The organism is Paenibacillus marchantiophytorum, from assembly GCF_014640555.1.
In the GTDB taxonomy this organism is placed as follows: domain Bacteria; phylum Bacillota; class Bacilli; order Paenibacillales; family NBRC-103111; genus Paenibacillus_E; species Paenibacillus_E marchantiophytorum.
In genome coordinates, this window is sequence record NZ_BMHE01000061.1 from 1 (window position 1) to 17,395 (window position 17,395).

The following is a 17,395-nucleotide window of genomic DNA, read 5'->3' on the forward strand; positions in this document are numbered from 1 at the left end:
CAGAGTTGTATTCTGATTATCAGTCTTTCGTTGACACAAATGAATTGCTCGCAAAAGGAAAAATGGATGGTAAGCTCTTAAAAGAAATATGGGATGATGTGGACGTTCAAGTTATATTTTAATGAAATGAATCTTTTAAAGGGTGGTGTTAAGTTTATGTTTGATCCAAAGGTAATGTTTGCTTGGACGTTCTCCTTATGTGCAGGTACTTTGATAATGATTGTTCTTAAACTCATTTTTTATGGTTCTAGCTTTGTTACACTTCTTCTTGCGGCTACTACAGCAATTAACTGTGCATTCCTTATGACTACATATCGAGAAGAAACTCTACGTACTTTGAGCAAGTTGTTTATCTGGAAATGAAACAGAAGTTTCAATGGTAACTGTAATATATAATCTACGATGAAAGAATGATTTATTGACTAATCTTAAACATGACCTATTTCGTCATATTGTAGAGGTGACATGATATTTGAGAATTTGGTTTGTAATCCTATTTTCTATTGTCTTAGTTACAGGATGTTCTAACCCTGTTGACCCTAAAGTCAAAGGAGCAATTATTATTTCTTTACAGGATAGAGGAAATCTAGAAGATTTTCAGCCAAAAGATGTAAGAGTGGACTGGGTTAAAGGTGGGCTGGATGAAATAGACAAACGAATGAATGATTTAATATCTACTATGAAATTCAAAGGTAAATCATATTTGCCGAATAGCGACTATGTGGAAGCAAAATATCAATACACTAGCATCTATGTGTTTGTTAATGTTACTAAGCCTGAAAAAAACATTATTGTAAAACATGGTAATGATTATTTTACTTTTGAAGGAAGTAAGGAATCGGCTGACAATGTAATTTCTTGGACAGTTGAACAAAGAATTTTGAGCGAATGAAAGCACGATTTTAAGGAGAGTAGGGGCTTCTTATAAACATAGACCTAACCAGAAATCCTTTGGTAAAAGCAAAAATTAATTGGTTATTGTCTGATAAAAAAGGCAGAAGGAATAGGGAAAGTAGGAGAACATTTTGTATGCCAGTCATTATTGAAGATAACAAGCAAATGTTTATAAATGAAGAATGCGACAATATGTGGAGCTTAGTAGGTGAGATTGTGGAGCAAGCAACTGAAAATAGTGATGCAGTTGCTCGAATTACTTTTCTAGTTGAAGATGCACCACATTATTTACTATATGAGGGCAATAAGTTTGAACTATGGGATGGTAAAACAGTGGGTGTAGGGGAAGTTATTATATAAAAGAGCAATTTCATTAAAATTTAAGGATGAAAAATTTATGATTGAAGGATGGACTATTGTAATAAGTCTAATAGGTCTCTTTTGGATAATAATGTTCTCTTTATTTGAATCAATAATTTATGGACTTGTTGTATTGGTGCTGAGAATAAAGCCAAGAAGAAATCTAGACTTGGGATATTCATTTTTAATGAAGAACATTTTCAATCAAGTAATAATTAGGGTTATCGTATTTGTTGTATATTCAATTGTTTTAGAAGTGATTGGGGAAATATTTATTGGTTCAAACCCAAAGGAATTTGATTATGCTATCAGCACCATTTTTGATTCAGTAATATATGGCTATATTTCAAAGGTTGCATTAGGTGCATTAGGGATTTGCTTTCTGTTCAATAAGTATTACTTGATAAGAATACATATTACCGATACCTCTAAGGGAAAAGCCTCATTTCCCAAAGAAAGACTATTATTTTTAGTTGCCTATGGTATTAGTTTTGCGGTTATTGGAGTTAGAATGTCATGGTCAATGTATTGGGTTTAGGATAAAACATGGATTTCATTGAGATACGATAACTTTTAGGGGGGAATCATGAAAATAAGAGAAGTTGTTTCAATTGTTATTGGATTAGGCTTTATTTTTGTTGGATTTCTTATTTTTTCAATGTTTTATGGCAATCCTTTTTCAAAATATAAGTTTAATAATGAAATTCAAGCCAAGAGAAGCTTAATCGGAAAAGGGCTGTAGTATGGGTAAGGCCATATAGCATGTTTGTTGAAACCGTAGAGCATGAAGGTGAACCAACTCCAAGATTTAAACAAATGTATTCAGAATAAAACGGATATTTTAAAGTAAATCCATTATATAACTATTTACAACTTTTTCCATAAGTTTGCGTATAAGAAACATAAACTTATTGGAGGTTATAGAATGAAAAAATTTATAATGGGAGTAGTTGTTGGAGGGGTATTATCGCTTTCAACTGTTGTAGCTGCATCTGATTCAATCCAAGCATATCTGTTTGAAGTGTATTTTACAATTAATGGTCGCAGTACAACTGTTGATAAAGAATATTCAGTTCTTAATTATAACGGTAGCGCTTATGTCCCTGTTCGCTTCATAGCAGAGCAACTAGGTGCTTTTGTTGATTATAGTTCTGTTAACAAAGAAATAGTAATCAATCATTTTTCATCAAATATGAAAATACTTACTGACAGCAATTATCCAAATGTACATTTTAGCCTGACAGATCTCTATTTAGACGGTGGTTGGACAGGAATTGATGGACTTCTTTCGCTAGATCAATCGAAGGAGGGCACAATTACAGAACATGAAATAGATTTTAGCTTGAGTTTTTACGACGCAAATGAAAAATTGATTGGAACAGCATTTGGATCTCAGTTAGCTAATTCTGATTACAAACAAACAATTTCAACAGGCGAAATTAAAGTTGTTAAGGCTGGTGAACATGGTGATTTTTCCAATTATTCAAATGTGAAATTTAATGTGACGAAGTATAAATAATTAATAATACTGAACGTCGAAAAGCGAGAAATGTAGGATAACATTGTTTGATGAAAGTCATGTATCTTTGGCGGGCTTGGCGTAAAGCTACTGATAGGACAAATTGTCGAAGTCGGTTTCCAAGACGTTGCGATTTGAAAAGAAAATATAACGGATACTTCATATGCATAAATTTGCACAAAAATGATGTTTCAAAACTATTATATCCCTTTCACCGTCTTCACACATGTGGAGTGTTGCTCTCTGTTAGTGGGGAAGGACAATTAAATCTGAGATGTTTTGGCGGGAATAGTAAAGGGGGCGACGAACCCCTCTTTTTTGTTGGGTCTGTTATCGTACTGTGTTGATTCTTGAACAAAAAAATGACCGCCAGTTAGGTATAGGCGTTCACATGATTATTTCACTAACGTTCGCAGTCGCAGTTATAGTGACTAAAATAGCTTATTGTTTCTCGAATCTCAAACAATAAAGAGGTTCACCTTCATTAGTAACGCCCCCCGTATTTTCAAAACCAAGACTGGTATATAAATTTTTTGCTCTTTCATTTGAAGGAACGAAATTTGTATAGACCTTTTTGCAAGGAAACTTTTTCATGGCTTCTATAATTTTCAACATGGCATGTTTTCCAATTCTTTTACCTTGATGCCGATAATCAATCATAAGCCTAGTAATAAAATAAAATTTCTGTTTTTGGTCAAATCCATACATTGCAAAGCCAACCATCGTCTCTTCATAATAAATAGCTTTTGGTAGCCATTCAGGTTCTACTTTAGCTTGAGCCAAAGAAAATGCGTTTGAAGCAACATGCTCTTCAAACAGTGGTCGTTCTTTTGTATCGCTTGACTTTAACAAGACACACTCCATAAAATTGTCGGAAGTAATGTCTCTTAATTGGATATTCACCGAATTACCACCTCACTTTTGATTTCCCCTATTAATTTCCATTGAAGTCTATTCAAAGGTTGTAATCAAGGGGTGAGAACTTTCCAATAATCCCATGCCTTTAAGTAACCCTCCAAATCATGTGGATGGACTTTTACGCAGATTCCAATTCTACAATAAAGTTGAAGAATAATTTCCTCAATAAGCCTTGATTTTTCCATTGGCTCATGATTGAGTAAATTGAAAGTAGCAAATAGCGTTTCTAGGTTCAGGTCATCAGGAGAGGAACAAAATGCATAAGTAAAATCATATATAACAGGTCCAACCACTGGTGATGGGTCGATAACACCAGTTAGTGTAGATTCATGAAACACGAAATTATGGACGCCAGTATCACCATGCAATAAGTATTTCTCATTAACTTTTGAAGTGCTCTCAATTAAAGATTTTACTTTATAATAATCCTCAATTGGTAACAGATTCCACTGTTATAGCTTGTATTTGTCAATGGTTAGGCAATGGGAGGGGGGATACAATACATTGCACAGAAGATAAAGATGAATGTCTGAGGGTGGAATGCTACACCGCCCAAAGGAGTTGGAGAGGGCTAGAGAGACATTCTTAAGGGTGCTGTACCCGAAGGGAGAAGACTCACAAGAACAGAGGTAAATTTTAACTCCGTGCGCCCTTTTATTCGAAAACGTTTCGGTTCGGTAAAAGCTATGATAAAGGCGGCTGTGCCGCAATTAGTGGAATCGGAAAGAGGGAGATAGATTGAAGGTAACCTTTTTCAGATGAACAGTGAGATAGATTTAAGTTTACGAGGCAGAAATCGCATGATGGTAACTGGTAATATATAGGTATTGAGGCGCTATGCCTTTTATACTGCGCCTAGCCAAGCTAGGCACAACTAATTGATGAAAGTTCAATCGAGGTAAGTTCAAGTTTTTTTCATAATAAAGGGCTTTTTTTGCTTTTACTTTTGATTCATGAGATAATATAAGTTTGATTCAATTCTATTTGTTGGGGGCACATAACGTGGGAAGTTATCCATTTGCATACGATCATTCACAGCCATACATGCAGCAAGTCTCGGACTGGATTGCCGATATCTTTTATGAAATTTTGCCTGAAGCTGGCTTCGAGGTCCGTGATGAACAAATTTATATGGCTTTTCAATTGGAGCGTGCTTTTGCGGAGAAGCAGACGATTTTTGCTGAAGCTGGAGTGGGGACCGGGAAGACGTTAGTTTACTTGCTATATGCGATCTGTTATGCGCGTTTAACGAAGAAACCGGCGATTATTGCCTGTGCGGATGAGTCTTTAATTGAGCAGTTGGTCAAACCGGGTGGTGATATAGAGAAAATCACACGACATTTGGATCTTGCTATTGATGCGCGGTTGGCGAAATCGCCGGACAAGTATGTTTGTCTGGTCAAGCTGGATGAAGCGCGTTTCGGTCATGAAGATACGGGCTTGTACCGTGAACTATATGAAGGTTTGCCGGATTTCGTGCATACGCGCGAAGCGATGCAGTCCTTTTATGCCTATGGGGATCGCAAAAATTATCCTCATTTGAATAACGAACAATGGGACAAGGTCAGCTGGGATGCCTTCCAGGACTGTTTTGTTTGCGATAAACGCCATCGCTGCGGCCAAACGCTTTCGCGTGATTCCTATCGCCGTTCGACCGATCTGATCATTTGCTCGCACGATTTCTATATGGAGCATGTCTGGACATATGAAGGCAGAAAACGCGAAGGACAGCGGCCTTTGCTTCCAGAACATTGCACGGTTGTTTTTGATGAAGGCCATCTCATGGAGTCAGCGGCTCAGAAAGCATTGACTTATAAGCTCAAGCATATCGTCTTCGAGGAATTGGTCGTTCGTTTATTAAAAGGTGAAGTGCGCGAAACGTTAGCTGTCTGTATTGATCAGGCCATTGAGCAGAGCGAATTGATGTTCGATATTTTGGAAAGCTGCTGCCAGCCGATTCCGGGTTCAGACCGCAAGCAGATCGTCATGAACGACAGATTACTGAGGGAGATTCATCGTCTTTGCGACATTTTATCGCAGATTGAGGAAGAGCTTGTGTTTGAAAGCGAGATGTTCACGTTAAACGATTATCAGCTCAAAATTGTCGAAGAGCATCTGGAAATGATGCAAAAAGCGTTAGCTTTGTTTCGCAATGATCAAGCTTTCATTTGCTGGGCAACGGAGAGCATTACGGGGTTAAGTCTCGTTATTATGCCTAGAACAGTGAAAGAAGTCTTGAAGGAGCAAGTGTTCTCTTCCAAAATGCCGATTGTCTTCTCATCTGCGACACTTTCGGTTGAAGGCTCGTTCGACTATGTGGCCGACAGTTTGGGGTTGGACAAGTATTTGTCCTTTTCTGTTGTGTCTCCCTATGATTACGCTAAGCGCATGGAAGTGATTGCACCGACTTGGTCTAGTGGCGGAACGTTCGAAGAGAAGCTGGAGACAGCGGTTCAATTGTTGAAACGAACGGAAGGACGGGCCTTGATCTTGTTCCCCACGTTCGAAGAGCTGCGGAGGTTCAAGCTGGAAATCAAAAGCCGTTCCGACTGTGCGGATCTGTACTTTTTATTCGAGGGCGATCAAGAAATAAGCCATCTCATTGCTTCTTTTCAGGGAGACGAGCATACGGTACTATGTGCTGTGAGCTTATGGGAAGGACTTGATGTGCCAGGCCCATCGTTGTCTAATGTCATTGTTTGGGCACTGCCGTTTCCTCCGCAAGATCCCGTGTTCATGGCCAAAAGACAAGCAGCTGCTTCACCTTATGAAGAGGTTGATATTCCGTATATGCTGCTTAGACTTAGACAAGGCATTGGCCGCTTGATCCGAACCCGCGAAGATAGCGGTTTAATTGCGATCTTTAGTGAGGAACTTCACCATAATGAGCAATTGCGGGACCATATTGTCCGTATTTTACCAGCTGGCGTTTCCTTAAAAGCTGGCGTTTAATCTAGGTAAACCAGATATCGCGAAATCGCACCCAACCGAGCGAGTCCAGAGAGATGCCGCGGATGGAAGGGTGGTAAGCTGTTTTGAGATGCTTACGATATAGAAATAGCAGGCTATGGCGCTGCTTGAGCTGTGATTCCAACTGCTCAAGCAGCGCTTTTCGACGCCCAGCATCCGGCTCTAGGCGCAGTTGGAATAAGTTGTCGTCGAGCAATGCTTGGACATCTTGGTCCGCATGCTGACGCATGCTTTTGTACATATCATAGAGACGCAGTTCACGATGCTCATCTAACATAATCGCAAAGAGCACGAGATCGGCGCTCATGCGCTGCTCTCCTTTGAATTCTTCGGCAGGAATCAGCATAATGTCCAGCCTAATACCGGACTTGGCGTACATGCGCTGCAAGAGTAGGGCATCATGCTCATACTGTGGGATGGTAGCTAGCGTGAGACGTTCTCCCTGATAACCAGCCACTGTGCAGCAATTTTCGACAATCCCGGTCGTAGGGGCCGGAGAGACAGTCGAATTCGGAACATCAGATTGTGTGTAAGGGAAAAAGCTATTCGCTGTCTCAATAACATCCCCCGAAAGTTGTTCCAGCAAAAAAGTGCGATCCAAGGCGTTGCTTAACACTTGGCGATTCTGCGGGTTCTTCAAGGGGCCATCTTTCAACGCATTAACGGTTAGAAATTTGGTTGTCATGCCAGATTGCCTGACTTGTTGCCAACGTTCTGCATCCATGTCGGAAATTCGTACATTGTGCATGATTTGATAGGGACGCAACTGATCAGACAGATCGGTCTGCTCCTGCTCTGGCAGTGTCCACACTTCAACCCGATCCAGAAACCCTCGTCCCTGAAAATAAACCGGGAATGCCTCCAAAATCCAGATACCTTGCTCTTGTCCTGTTAAACGAAAAGGTCCTGTCCCGACCGGACTGGCGTTCGTACTGTCCATATGATTCGCATAGATGTCAGCGGGAACAATTGAAGCGCGGTTCGTCGTTAAAAAGCCTAGAAATAGTTCGCTTCTTTCTTCCAGTTGGATACGAACGGTTGTTTCATCCGGCGTCGTAATCTCACGGATGTTTGCATAAGCCCAGCTATATAGACCGCGCGGCGCGAGCCGTTGGAGCCGTTCGAGCGAGTATTTCACATCGCTGGCCAGCATTTCGCGGCCGTGATGGAACATAACGCCTTTGCGCAGATAGAAGGTCCAAAGGGTGCGAGCATCATCCGTTTCCCAGGCATGGGCGAGATGCGGCAGAATCTGCTCTCCTTTGGCATCCATGCGAACGAGACCATCGAACAACTGATTCACTAGATGCGATTCCCCCGCATAATGGATAGCGGCTGGGTCTAGGGTGTGAATCGTTTGGGTGAGAGGAAAGCGCAGCACGTCGGTTCTGCGCTGATTCTGCACTTCAGAGCGGAAGCCGAATTGACCAGAGAGCCAATCCTGAAATTGCTCTCTTAGGGAGAGGGCTTCTTCGGAAGCTTGCAGCAGTTCCAATGCCGAATGCAAATCTTGTCTGGTGACCAGCTCCTTGGCTTCCTCCAGGAGTATGGTTTCTTTTTTCACGTGAAAGATCAGGCTGGAGCGGTTGCTGCGTCCTTTTTTGGGCAGCCAAGTTAGCCAGCCTTCCTGCTGCATGCGCTTCAAAACCAGTACCATGTTGCGGTGCGTACAATCCAAACAAGAGGCTAATTCCTCAAGTGTAATCTCGATGGGAGACTCTTCCTGGATATGGGGGAAAGCGCGGCGCAATGTCAAATAATGCTTGCGAATCTTCACTTGCATGCCTCCATCATAAAATATGAAATTATGAAATTTAAACTTACACTTTTTGTTCTTGTTTTAAAGGTTACAATAAAAGGCAGGAAATAACAATGTCTAGCAGAGTCCTAACCATTAGCGTTACAAAGGAGAGTATGTTCAATGAGAGATCCCGCTCCATGGCAAAAGAAATACGGCATGATGCTGATGTATGCTTGTTTATTCGGTTTGGCCTTTCAATATGTATTCGTTGGCCGCCCAGCCGGCGTGTCTGTATTGATCGTTGTGGCTGGCTTCTATAGTTTGTACTTTTATGCGATTAAAGGACGATTGGGAGGCTTCGAGCCATGGGAAGGCCAAAGCAAAGCGGGTTGGCTCCTGCTGGTTCCGAGTGTGCTATTGGCACTTACATATGGGTTGTTTGCGAATCGCTTGTTTCATACGCTGAACGGTTTGGCATTGCCCTTGCTCATAGTGATGCAAACGATTGTGTTGTCTCGCAATAGCAAGCATGCGTGGTACCATGCGTCTTTCTTGCAGGATATGATGCGGCATGTTGTGGGCAGACCGCTGGCTCATGTATCCGTTCCACTGGGGATGATCAAATCATGGCTGCCTGCCAAAGAAAATGAGCGTGAGGCGAGCAGGGGGAAATTCGCTAAAATAGGAGTAGGTTTGCTTTTGGCTGCACCAATCTTATTTGTCATTATTAGTTTACTTGCTTCCGCAGATCGCATTTTCCTGTCTTGGCTCACGCAAATTCCGAATTGGTTCGATGGGGGATCTACATTCGAAGTTATTTTTCGTATACTTTTGGCAATCTGCGTTACGATCTACATTTTTTGCTACCTGCTTGGCCTGCTTTTACCCAAAAATGCTGAGGTGGATTCGATTGCGAAGGTTGAGGAAATTGAATTGCTCGAGAAGAATAGGAAGATTCAATTAGATCCCCTTACTGCGGGGACTTTGCTAATTTGTGTGAATTTTGTTTATGTGCTATTTGCGATAATTCAATTCTCCTATTTGTTTGGAGCCGCTGACGGGTTGCTGCCGGACGGTGTAGCTTATGCGGAATATGCGCGGAGAGGGTTTGCTGAGCTTGTCTTTGTTGCTTTAATCAATGTTGCGTTATTGTTTCCAGGCTTGCATTGGATTCGAAAATCGGCTCAAGTCGGGGAATTAATACGTAAAGTGCTATTGAGTCTACTGGTTGTATGTACACTTGTCATGTTAAGTTCAGCATATAGCAGGCTTGCTTTGTATGAAGAAGCTTATGGTTTTACACAGACGAGATTGCTGGTTCATGGTTTTATGATATTTCTAGGCGTGTTATTTATCATTGCGCTTTATCGTATTTGGGTGGAGAAGATGTCATTGTCCAGAGCGTATATCACATCGGCGATTTTGGCTTACCTGGTCATGAATTACATCAATATTGATGAGCGGATTGCAGTGAACAATACAGCTCGATATGAACGAACAGGGATTATTGATCTTGCCTATCTGGGAGACTTATCCACGGATGTGGTACCAGCGCTAAGAGATTTACAAATTCGTCATCCGGAATTAGTGGAAGTGGAACTCACGATAAACCGCGTCATATCTGGGATTGACAGCGATTCGTGGCCTTCCTGGAATCTGTCCAACTACCGCGCCAAGAGGTAAATGAGCAATCCATTTTCAAAAAAAAAATAGTCTTGAGTTTCGAACTCCAAATTGCTGGGTATAAATTCCTATCCATACATAACCCAACTTTTAGGAGGAAACAAACGATGAAAAAAACACTTACAGTCGCACTTACTTCTGCAATGGCATTATCCATGTTCTCATCCGTCGCATTCGGGAAATCATCTTCCGATTACACCGATTTAAGCCAATTGGACACCGCAACCAAAGCCAAATTCGATGCGATGATCAGCGCCGGCATTGTCGACGGAATGACAGAAACGACGTTCGGTTTGAAAAGTCAAATGAATCGCGCCCAGTTCGCCAAAGTAGCCGCATTACTTTTGAAACTACCTGTTAATTCAGGGCTTCGCGTATCCTCATATACGGATGTAAGTACATACGATCAAGCCAATGGCTATGCACTTCCTTATATTGAAGCTTTGAAAACAGCGGGAATTACAGAGGGTACGAGTGAGTGGACCTACAGTCCGGCAGCTCAAGTGACCAAACAAGAACTGGCTGCGTTCTTCATTCGAATTCTAGGTAAGGAAGCACAAGCAGAAGCCATGACACTTACAGACGGATCTGTATCGAATTGGGCAAAAGGGTATGTAGCACTTGCTACAAGCTTAAAGTTACTGCCTGAAAGTGTTGGAGCTTTCGAAGGTCAACAGCCTGCAACTCGCGAGCTGCTGGTGACAGGTGCCTATGAAACCAAACAGCAATATGTTCCTGACAAAGTATCACTCATCGGTGCTCAAGCGATAGGTGCGAGATCGGTAAAAGTGTGGGTAAACGACACGGTTGATACGAAAAAAGCGACTTTTATGCTGAGCAAAGGAAGTATGAGCGTGCCTGTAACAGCAACGTGGTCCGATGATCATAAATGGGCAACGCTAGTGTCCGCTTCACCATTAAGTGAAGGCGACTACACGGTTGAAATCTCGGGCATTGATTCCTCTTCTGTATTAAGAAAAGATGTTAATTTCAGAGTGCAAAAAGAACAAGTAACCGAACTGAAGTTCGTAAATCCAAGTGATACGATTGCGAATAGTGCTTCTGCTTCTATTAAAGTGAAGGCCTTAAACCAATACGGGGAAGTGGCCTCTGTGGAAGCATCAGCTTTCACCGCTACAGTAGCGGGAGCGGCTCCTACAGATATTAGCAAAGACGAGTGGGGCAATCTGGTCATTATTGCGAATGTTAAAGCAACAAATGCTGCGCAATTGAACGACTATATCCCAGTTACCGTCTACTTGAAAAATCAAAATCTCAATGTCTCAAGAAGCTTCAAAGTAGGAAATGCACCTATTCTCAGTGTGATTGAGCCGAATAAATTAACTTATTCTAATGGTAAAACAAGATTGCTGAACGTTGGCGAATCAGCTACGATTACCTTAAATCTGTACGACCAATATGGAAACCCGGTTACCAAAAAACAATGGGATAATGGGGAGGTAACGACCAAAACGTTGCTGCCTGACATAAATCCAAATAATCCGCATCTTGAAGTTGTAAAAGCCGGTGCTTCGCTGAGTGCGAGCGATCTCTTTGATACGAATGGCATTGCCCGCTTAGAAGTGAAGCTGACAGCGAAACCTGAGCAGGCGACGACTCATCAAATTACGATTTATAGCGAAAATGCTTACGCGACGGTGAGTGTGGATATTAACTAAACTATCGATTGATTTCGGTGCTCATTCTCTAGCGATAGAGGGTGAGCATTTTTTTATATGTTTTGGAGTGAAGATGGAGTTACTCCAATTGCCTCGCGCAGAGGAAGGGGAACTACAGGGCGCTATTCTAGCCAAAAGTGTAATTAGCGGGAGGTGGATGGAACTCTAGTGCGCTATTTTGCAGTTTGCTGGGAAATTTAACTGATTCCGTGGAAATAACACCCTGTAGTTCCGCTATGACCCGCTTATCTTTGCTTTTTCCCTAAATAGCGCTCTCTAGTTCCCTTACTAGGTTTTGCCACTAAAAAGAGTCTGATCTCTCAGGGCGGTGCAATTTTTTTCTTAACATAGAATTTATATGTTTTTGGGTTTGGGATGAGCGAAGCTTACCTCTTATGTCTTGGCTTCACCACAGGCTCTTTGCTTTGGAGGTTTTCGGTCTTAAAGGGCAGCTAATGAACTGTAGGATGCTTATAGACGAGAAAATGGCTACTTTGGAGATTTAATGAACGGAGTTGGCGCTACCGTGCAAAGTTTAGGCAGCCAGGTGTTCATTTTCTTGGAATAGAGCATCTGGAGTTCATTAGATTTTCAGAATGAGCGATTTTGGCCGAATAAAGGGTATTGAGTTCGTTAGGGGCTTGGTTTCCTAAAGGATTATTGACTGACGATTCATTCTGATGGGACTGTTTGCCAATCGTTAAGAAATCCTCCCTAGCCAGACTGCGTCATCGAGAATGTCGAAAAACATACAAGTCAGAAGGTATATGCCTTCATCTAGAGGTGTATATATAACATATCAAGTGGAAAAGATTACAACTTGTCCTAAACTCCGACATCAACTGAGCTTGGCCTCGACAACACTTGCATAACAGTCAGCCATGAGGAAGATGGTGAGCGCATGCAACTGGTTTTAACGGATGAACAGCAGATGATTCGTTCCATGGTGCGCGATTTTGCTAAGAATGAAATTGAACCTACCGCAGCTTGGAGGGATGAAGAAGAGAAATTCGATCGGGGACTGTTCGATAAAATGGGTGAACTCGGTTTAACGGGCATTCCATGGCCGGAAGCCTATGGCGGGCTTGGTGCTGATTTCCTTACGTATGCGGTTGTGGTTGAGGAACTTTCACGGGTATGCGCTTCTACGGGCGTTATGTTATCTGTGCATACCTCACTAACAAGCTGGGCGATCTATAAGTATGGTACTGAAGCCCAGAAGCTTAGGTTTTTGAAATCATTGGCTGAGGGCAAGCAATTAGGGGCATATAGTTTGACAGAAAGCGGATCTGGTTCCGATGCTGGCGCTATGCTTACGACAGCGACTAAGGAGGGAGACAGTTATCTGCTCAATGGCTCCAAGCTCTTTGTGACGAATGGCGGAGAAGCAGAGATTTATATTGTTTTTGCGATGACGGATCTCGCGCAGAAGCACAAGGGATGCACGGCATTTATCGTGGAAAAAGGTGCTCCTGGCTTTATTTTTGGTCATAAAGAAAGAAAACTGGGCATCCGTTCCTCGCCGACGATCGAACTTCGCTTCGAAAACTGCCGTATCCCCGAGGGAAACCGATTAGGGGAATTAGGTGAAGGATTTCCGATTGCCATGAAATGTCTGGAAGGAGGCCGCATTGGCATTGCTGCGCAAGCACTTGGTATTGCGCAGGGGGCTATGGATGTCTCTATCGCATATGCCAAGGAGAGAAAGCAGTTCGGCAAGCCCATCGGCAGACAGCAAGCGATTGCCTTTAAGATTGCCGATATGGCAACGAAGATCGAAGCGGCTCGATTATTGACTTACCAAGCCGCCTGGAGGGAAGGCGCGGGGTTGCCATATGGCAAAGAAGCCGCTATGGCGAAGCTTTTTGCAAGTGATACGGCGATGCAAGTAAGCATCGAAGCGGTCCAAATATTCGGAGGCTATGGGTATACGAAGGAATTTCCGGTAGAGCGTTACATGCGTGATGCCAAAGTAACCCAGATCTACGAAGGGACGAATGAAATTCAACGAATTGTGATTTCCCGTATGCTGCTTGCGGATTGAAGGAAGCGGTTGATCTTGAGGAAGGGAGTGCAGAAGATGAGTGATTTGCACCGACCTGGACTTGAAAATGTCATTGCCAGTGAAACAGCCATTTCGTACTTGGATGTGGAAGAAGAAGAAATCGTGATTCGTGGGTATGATTTGATCGAACTTGCACAGAACGTAACCTATTTGGACATTGTGGGACTGCTTCTTTACGATGTTTTGCCTAGTAAACGGAGTCGAAAGGATCTTGAAGGGGATATCCAAAAGGAATATGGCCTTCCTCAGAACGTGTGTTCTGTGCTTGCTTTATTGCCACCTCAGGCTCATGCCATGGATGTATTGCGCACAGGGATTTCAACTTTAGCCAGTTACGATCCGGAGTTGGATGATCGATCTCATGAGGCAAATGTGCGTAAAGCGCTGCGGTTGCTTGCCAAAGTGCCGCAAATTGTCGCTTATGGCTATCGAGCCAAGTACAGCCAGCCGTTCATTGAACCGCGGAAAGATCTATCTTATACCGCTAATTTCTTGTATATGATGACGGGACATGTCCCAACGCAATTGGAAACAGATATTTTTGATCAGTCACTTATTGTCTATAGTGAGCATGAGATGCCGAACTCAACATTCGCTGCACGGGTCATCGCTTCAACGCAATCGGATCTCTATGGAGCATTAACTGGCGCAGTTGCCTCGCTGAAAGGGACCCTGCATGGGGGCGCTAATGAAGCCGTGATGGCTATGCTATTGGAAGCAGGAACAGAAGAGAAGCTGGAGTCTATTCTCTTGGCTAAGCTGCAAAAGCGGGAACGCATCATGGGGTTTGGACATCGTGTTTATATGAAAAAGGCAGATCCACGCGCACTTCTTATGAAAACGGCGCTAGATGAGCTAGCCATAATTAAAAATCAGCCTCAGCTATATAACATGTGTGTCCGAGGGGAAGAAGTCATGAAGCGGGAGAAGAATTTGCATCCCAATCTGGATTACTATGCAGCCCCTGTCTATTATTTGCTGGGGATTCCTATTGAGTTGTTCACACCCGTGTTTCTGGCAGCCCGGACAGTTGGGATTTGTGCGCATGTGATTGAGCAGCATGATCATAATCGGCTTTACCGCCCGCGCGTGAGCTATACAGGGCCACGAAATTTACATCCTTCCACGGCGGAGAGTCTGTAAGAGAAAGGATGGATGTCGATGAGTGGCTTTGGTTACTCGGATGCTAAAGCGCTAATCTTTGACCCATTAATAGAGGAAATTGCCGACTATACGCTGAACGCAAAGATTGAAAGCGCAGAAGCTTTTCGAATTGCCCGATATGTCTTACTGGACTCTATCGGAACCGGACTTCTGGCATTACGCTTTCCTGAATGTACGAAGCATTTGGGTCCTGTAGTCCCAGGTGCCTATTTGCCAGGGGGAGCCCGTGTTCCTGGCACGAGGTATGAGTTAGAGCCGATTCATGCGGCCTTTAATATTGGTTGTATGATTCGTTGGCTGGATTATAACGATACATGGCTTGCCGCTGAGTGGGGGCATCCATCAGATAATTTGGGCAGCATCATCGCGCTTGCCGATTATATAAGTCGCTGTAGAATCAGCGAAGGGAAAGCTCCTTTTCTTGTCAAAGATGTTCTGAGCATGTCCATCAAAGCCCATGAAATTCAAGGCGTGCTTGCGCTGGAGAACAGTTTGAATCGTGTGGGCTTAGATCATGTTCATCTGGTCAAAGTCGCCTCTACGGCTGTGTCGACCGCGATGTTGGGAGGAAATAAGGAGGCAATAGGCAGCGCGATTTCCCAGGCATGGATCGATGGAGCCAGTCTGCGAACCTATCGCCATGCGCCGAATACGGGCTCGCGCAAATCGTGGGCTGCTGGTGATGCTACTAGCCGCGCGGTGCGATTGGCTTACATGACGATCGGCGGTGAAATGGGATACTCCACAGCGCTAACCGCCAAAACCTGGGGATTTCAAGACGCGTTATTTCAAGGGAAAACGCTCACTTTAGGGAGAACGCTTGACTCTTATGTCATGGAGCATATTCTATTTAAAATCTCATATCCGGCTGAGTTTCATGCCCAAACAGCGGTCGAATGTGCGCTTGAACTGTATCCGTTGGTTCATAACCGTTTGCCGGATATCGCTGTCATCAAGTTAACGACGCATCAATCTGCGATGCGAATTATTGATAAAAAGGGACCGCTTCATAATCCTGCTGATCGTGACCATTGTTTGCAGTACATGGTAGCTATCGGGTTGCTTTACGGCACATTAACAGCTGAGCATTACGAAGATGGCATAGCCCAAGATCCACAGATTGATCGACTTCGCGAGAAAATGATCGTGGTAGAAGATCCACTGTACAGCTTGGATTATTTGGATCCAGATAAACGTTCAATTGCAAATGCGATTCAAATTTATTATAAGGATGGCACATCAACAGATAAAGTCGTCTGTGAATATCCGCTCGGTCACCGTAAACGGCGGGAGGAAGGGTTGCCTAAGGTAAGAGAGAAATTTGAAGCGAATTTATTAACCCGCTTTCCTAAGCGCAAAGCCAGTGAGATCATGGACCTTATCATGGATGAAGAACGCTTGCTTCAAATGCCTTTTCATGAATTCATGACCCATTTTGTTATTTGAAGCCGTAAGACAGGCAACAAGCCAAGGAGGAGGGTTCTATGTCCTGGCTGATTGAAGATGAGCCCGATCAACGCCAACTTGCCGCTTTATTTCGCGAAGCCGTAGAAGCGGGGCCGATTGTCAAAATCCCCGGAACGCATGACGGGATGGCAGCGAGATTAGCCAAGCAAGCAGAGTTCAAGGCGATCTATTTATCAGGAGCTGCCTATACCGCTAGCAGGGGGCTTCCTGATTTGGGTTTGATTTACTCCAACGAAGTAGCAGAGCGTGCTCGCGAACTGGTTCGTGCATCTGGGCTTCCTTTGCTAGTCGATATTGATACGGGGTATGGCGGGGTCCTAAACGTGGCTCGCGCAGCAAAGGAAATGGTGGAAGCCAAGGTTGCTGCCGTGCAAATGGAGGACCAAGATATGCCGAAGAAATGTGGGCATTTAAATGGGAAGAAGCTCATTTCATGCGAGGAAATGGTACAAAAAATAACAACAATCAAAGCGGTAAGTCCGTCATTGTATCTCGTCGCTAGAACGGATGCCAGAAGCGTTCACGGCATGGAGGAAGCGATTGCACGAGCAAAGCGCTATCTGGCTGCTGGCGCTGACGCGATATTTCCTGAGGCCTTGGACAGTGAAGATGAGTTTGAGCAGTTCGCACAAGCCGTGCAATGCCCTCTATTGGCAAATATGACAGAGTTCGGTCGAACGCCCTATTATACAGCCGAACAGTTCGAAAGCTGGGGATATCGAATGGTGATCTATCCCGTGACTTCACTCCGGGTCGCTGCCAAGGCGATCGAGAATGTCTTGGCAGAGATTAATCAAACAGGGACCCAGATTGCTTCGCTTCCTGCCATGCAAACACGCAGTGAATTGTACAGCGCAATTCGGTATGCCGATTACGAAGCTTTGGACACGCAAATTGCCAAAACGGTCCTGCCTGAAGAGACGGGGGGCTAAGTG

15 protein-coding genes are annotated in these 17,395 nt (G+C 43.5%); 13 read left to right on the forward strand and 2 right to left on the reverse strand.

The genetic code is table 11. From position 1 onward, the window contains the following. Nucleotides 1-472: 472 nt before the first annotated feature. The 6 genes from IEY34_RS32000 to IEY34_RS32025 all read left to right on the forward strand — a co-directional run bounded on the left by IEY34_RS32000 (nt 473) and on the right by IEY34_RS32025 (nt 2,773). Nucleotides 473-892, forward strand: a complete 420-nt coding sequence (locus tag IEY34_RS32000) for a hypothetical protein (protein ID WP_189019708.1) — start codon at nt 473-475, stop codon at nt 890-892. Between the two features lie 137 nt (nt 893-1,029). Continuing rightward, nucleotides 1,030-1,254 carry a hypothetical protein gene (locus tag IEY34_RS32005; RefSeq protein ID WP_189019710.1) on the forward strand — a complete coding sequence of 75 codons (225 nt, stop codon included), beginning with the start codon at nt 1,030-1,032 and terminating at the stop codon, nt 1,252-1,254. A gap of 37 nt (nt 1,255-1,291) precedes the next feature. After that, complete coding sequence (locus IEY34_RS32010) at nt 1,292-1,792, forward strand: hypothetical protein (RefSeq protein ID WP_189019712.1); 501 nt, start codon at nt 1,292-1,294, stop codon at nt 1,790-1,792. A gap of 48 nt (nt 1,793-1,840) precedes the next feature. After that, complete coding sequence (locus IEY34_RS32015; RefSeq protein WP_189019714.1) at nt 1,841-1,996, forward strand: hypothetical protein; 156 nt, start codon at nt 1,841-1,843, stop codon at nt 1,994-1,996. Between the two features lie 20 nt (nt 1,997-2,016). Beyond that, the gene (locus tag IEY34_RS37975; protein WP_373291378.1) at nt 2,017-2,085 is read left to right on the forward strand and encodes a hypothetical protein; all 69 of its coding nucleotides are present in this window, start codon (nt 2,017-2,019) and stop codon (nt 2,083-2,085) included. Nucleotides 2,086-2,179: 94 nt separating this feature from the next. After that, nucleotides 2,180-2,773, forward strand: a complete 594-nt coding sequence (locus IEY34_RS32025; protein ID WP_189019716.1) for a stalk domain-containing protein — start codon at nt 2,180-2,182, stop codon at nt 2,771-2,773. Nucleotides 2,774-3,214: 441 nt separating this feature from the next. Here the strand turns inward: IEY34_RS32025 and IEY34_RS32030 are convergent, their stop codons facing one another. Then, entirely contained in the window at nt 3,215-3,676 is a 462-nt protein-coding gene (locus tag IEY34_RS32030) for a GNAT family N-acetyltransferase (RefSeq protein WP_189019718.1), read from the reverse strand. Between the two features lie 1,017 nt (nt 3,677-4,693). On the opposite strand from IEY34_RS32030, the gene IEY34_RS32035 reads away from it, so the two are divergent. Next, a complete protein-coding gene (locus IEY34_RS32035; RefSeq protein WP_189019720.1) occupies nt 4,694-6,643 on the forward strand; it encodes an ATP-dependent DNA helicase in 1,950 nt (649 codons plus the stop codon). A gap of 1 nt (nt 6,644) precedes the next feature. Here the strand turns inward: IEY34_RS32035 and IEY34_RS32040 are convergent, their stop codons facing one another. Beyond that, nucleotides 6,645-8,438 (reverse strand): ABC transporter substrate-binding protein, encoded by a 1,794-nt coding sequence (locus tag IEY34_RS32040; RefSeq protein WP_189019722.1) that lies wholly within the window; start codon nt 8,436-8,438, stop codon nt 6,645-6,647. Nucleotides 8,439-8,582: 144 nt separating this feature from the next. Between IEY34_RS32040 and IEY34_RS32045 the strand changes: the two genes are divergently transcribed. The 6 genes from IEY34_RS32045 to prpB all read left to right on the forward strand — a co-directional run bounded on the left by IEY34_RS32045 (nt 8,583) and on the right by prpB (nt 17,392). Further along, nucleotides 8,583-10,085, forward strand: coding sequence for a DUF4153 domain-containing protein (locus IEY34_RS32045; protein WP_189019724.1), 1,503 nt, complete (start codon nt 8,583-8,585; stop codon nt 10,083-10,085). A 107-nt stretch (nt 10,086-10,192) separates the two neighbouring features. Continuing rightward, entirely contained in the window at nt 10,193-11,764 is a 1,572-nt protein-coding gene (locus IEY34_RS32050; RefSeq protein ID WP_189019726.1) for an S-layer homology domain-containing protein, read from the forward strand. 901 nt (nt 11,765-12,665) lie between these two features. After that, nucleotides 12,666-13,808 (forward strand): acyl-CoA dehydrogenase, encoded by a 1,143-nt coding sequence (locus tag IEY34_RS32055; protein WP_189019728.1) that lies wholly within the window; start codon nt 12,666-12,668, stop codon nt 13,806-13,808. 36 nt (nt 13,809-13,844) lie between these two features. Continuing rightward, nucleotides 13,845-14,972: a citrate synthase gene (mmgD, locus tag IEY34_RS32060; RefSeq protein ID WP_189019730.1), complete on the forward strand. Its 1,128-nt coding sequence runs from the start codon at nt 13,845-13,847 to the stop codon at nt 14,970-14,972. A gap of 18 nt (nt 14,973-14,990) precedes the next feature. After that, the gene (locus tag IEY34_RS32065) at nt 14,991-16,439 is read left to right on the forward strand and encodes a bifunctional 2-methylcitrate dehydratase/aconitate hydratase (protein WP_189019732.1); all 1,449 of its coding nucleotides are present in this window, start codon (nt 14,991-14,993) and stop codon (nt 16,437-16,439) included. Nucleotides 16,440-16,477: 38 nt separating this feature from the next. After that, a complete protein-coding gene (gene prpB / locus IEY34_RS32070; protein WP_189019734.1) occupies nt 16,478-17,392 on the forward strand; it encodes a methylisocitrate lyase in 915 nt (304 codons plus the stop codon). The last annotated feature ends 3 nt before the right edge of the window (nt 17,393-17,395 follow it).

Excerpts from the sequence above, each read along its gene's own strand:
- IEY34_RS32015 (WP_189019714.1), top strand. The coding sequence starts at position 1,841 with ATGAAAATAAGAGAAGTTGTTTCAATTGTTATTGGATTAGGCTTTATT.
- IEY34_RS32055 (WP_189019728.1), top strand. The coding sequence starts at position 12,666 with ATGCAACTGGTTTTAACGGATGAACAGCAGATGATTCGTTCCATGGTG.
- IEY34_RS32005 (WP_189019710.1), top strand. The coding sequence starts at position 1,030 with ATGCCAGTCATTATTGAAGATAACAAGCAAATGTTTATAAATGAAGAA.
- IEY34_RS32065 (WP_189019732.1), top strand. The coding sequence starts at position 14,991 with ATGAGTGGCTTTGGTTACTCGGATGCTAAAGCGCTAATCTTTGACCCA.
- prpB (WP_189019734.1), top strand. The coding sequence starts at position 16,478 with ATGTCCTGGCTGATTGAAGATGAGCCCGATCAACGCCAACTTGCCGCT.
- mmgD (WP_189019730.1), top strand. The coding sequence starts at position 13,845 with ATGAGTGATTTGCACCGACCTGGACTTGAAAATGTCATTGCCAGTGAA.
- IEY34_RS32050 (WP_189019726.1), top strand. The coding sequence starts at position 10,193 with ATGAAAAAAACACTTACAGTCGCACTTACTTCTGCAATGGCATTATCC.
- IEY34_RS32010 (WP_189019712.1), top strand. The coding sequence starts at position 1,292 with ATGATTGAAGGATGGACTATTGTAATAAGTCTAATAGGTCTCTTTTGG.
- IEY34_RS32045 (WP_189019724.1), top strand. The coding sequence starts at position 8,583 with ATGAGAGATCCCGCTCCATGGCAAAAGAAATACGGCATGATGCTGATG.
- IEY34_RS32025 (WP_189019716.1), top strand. The coding sequence starts at position 2,180 with ATGAAAAAATTTATAATGGGAGTAGTTGTTGGAGGGGTATTATCGCTT.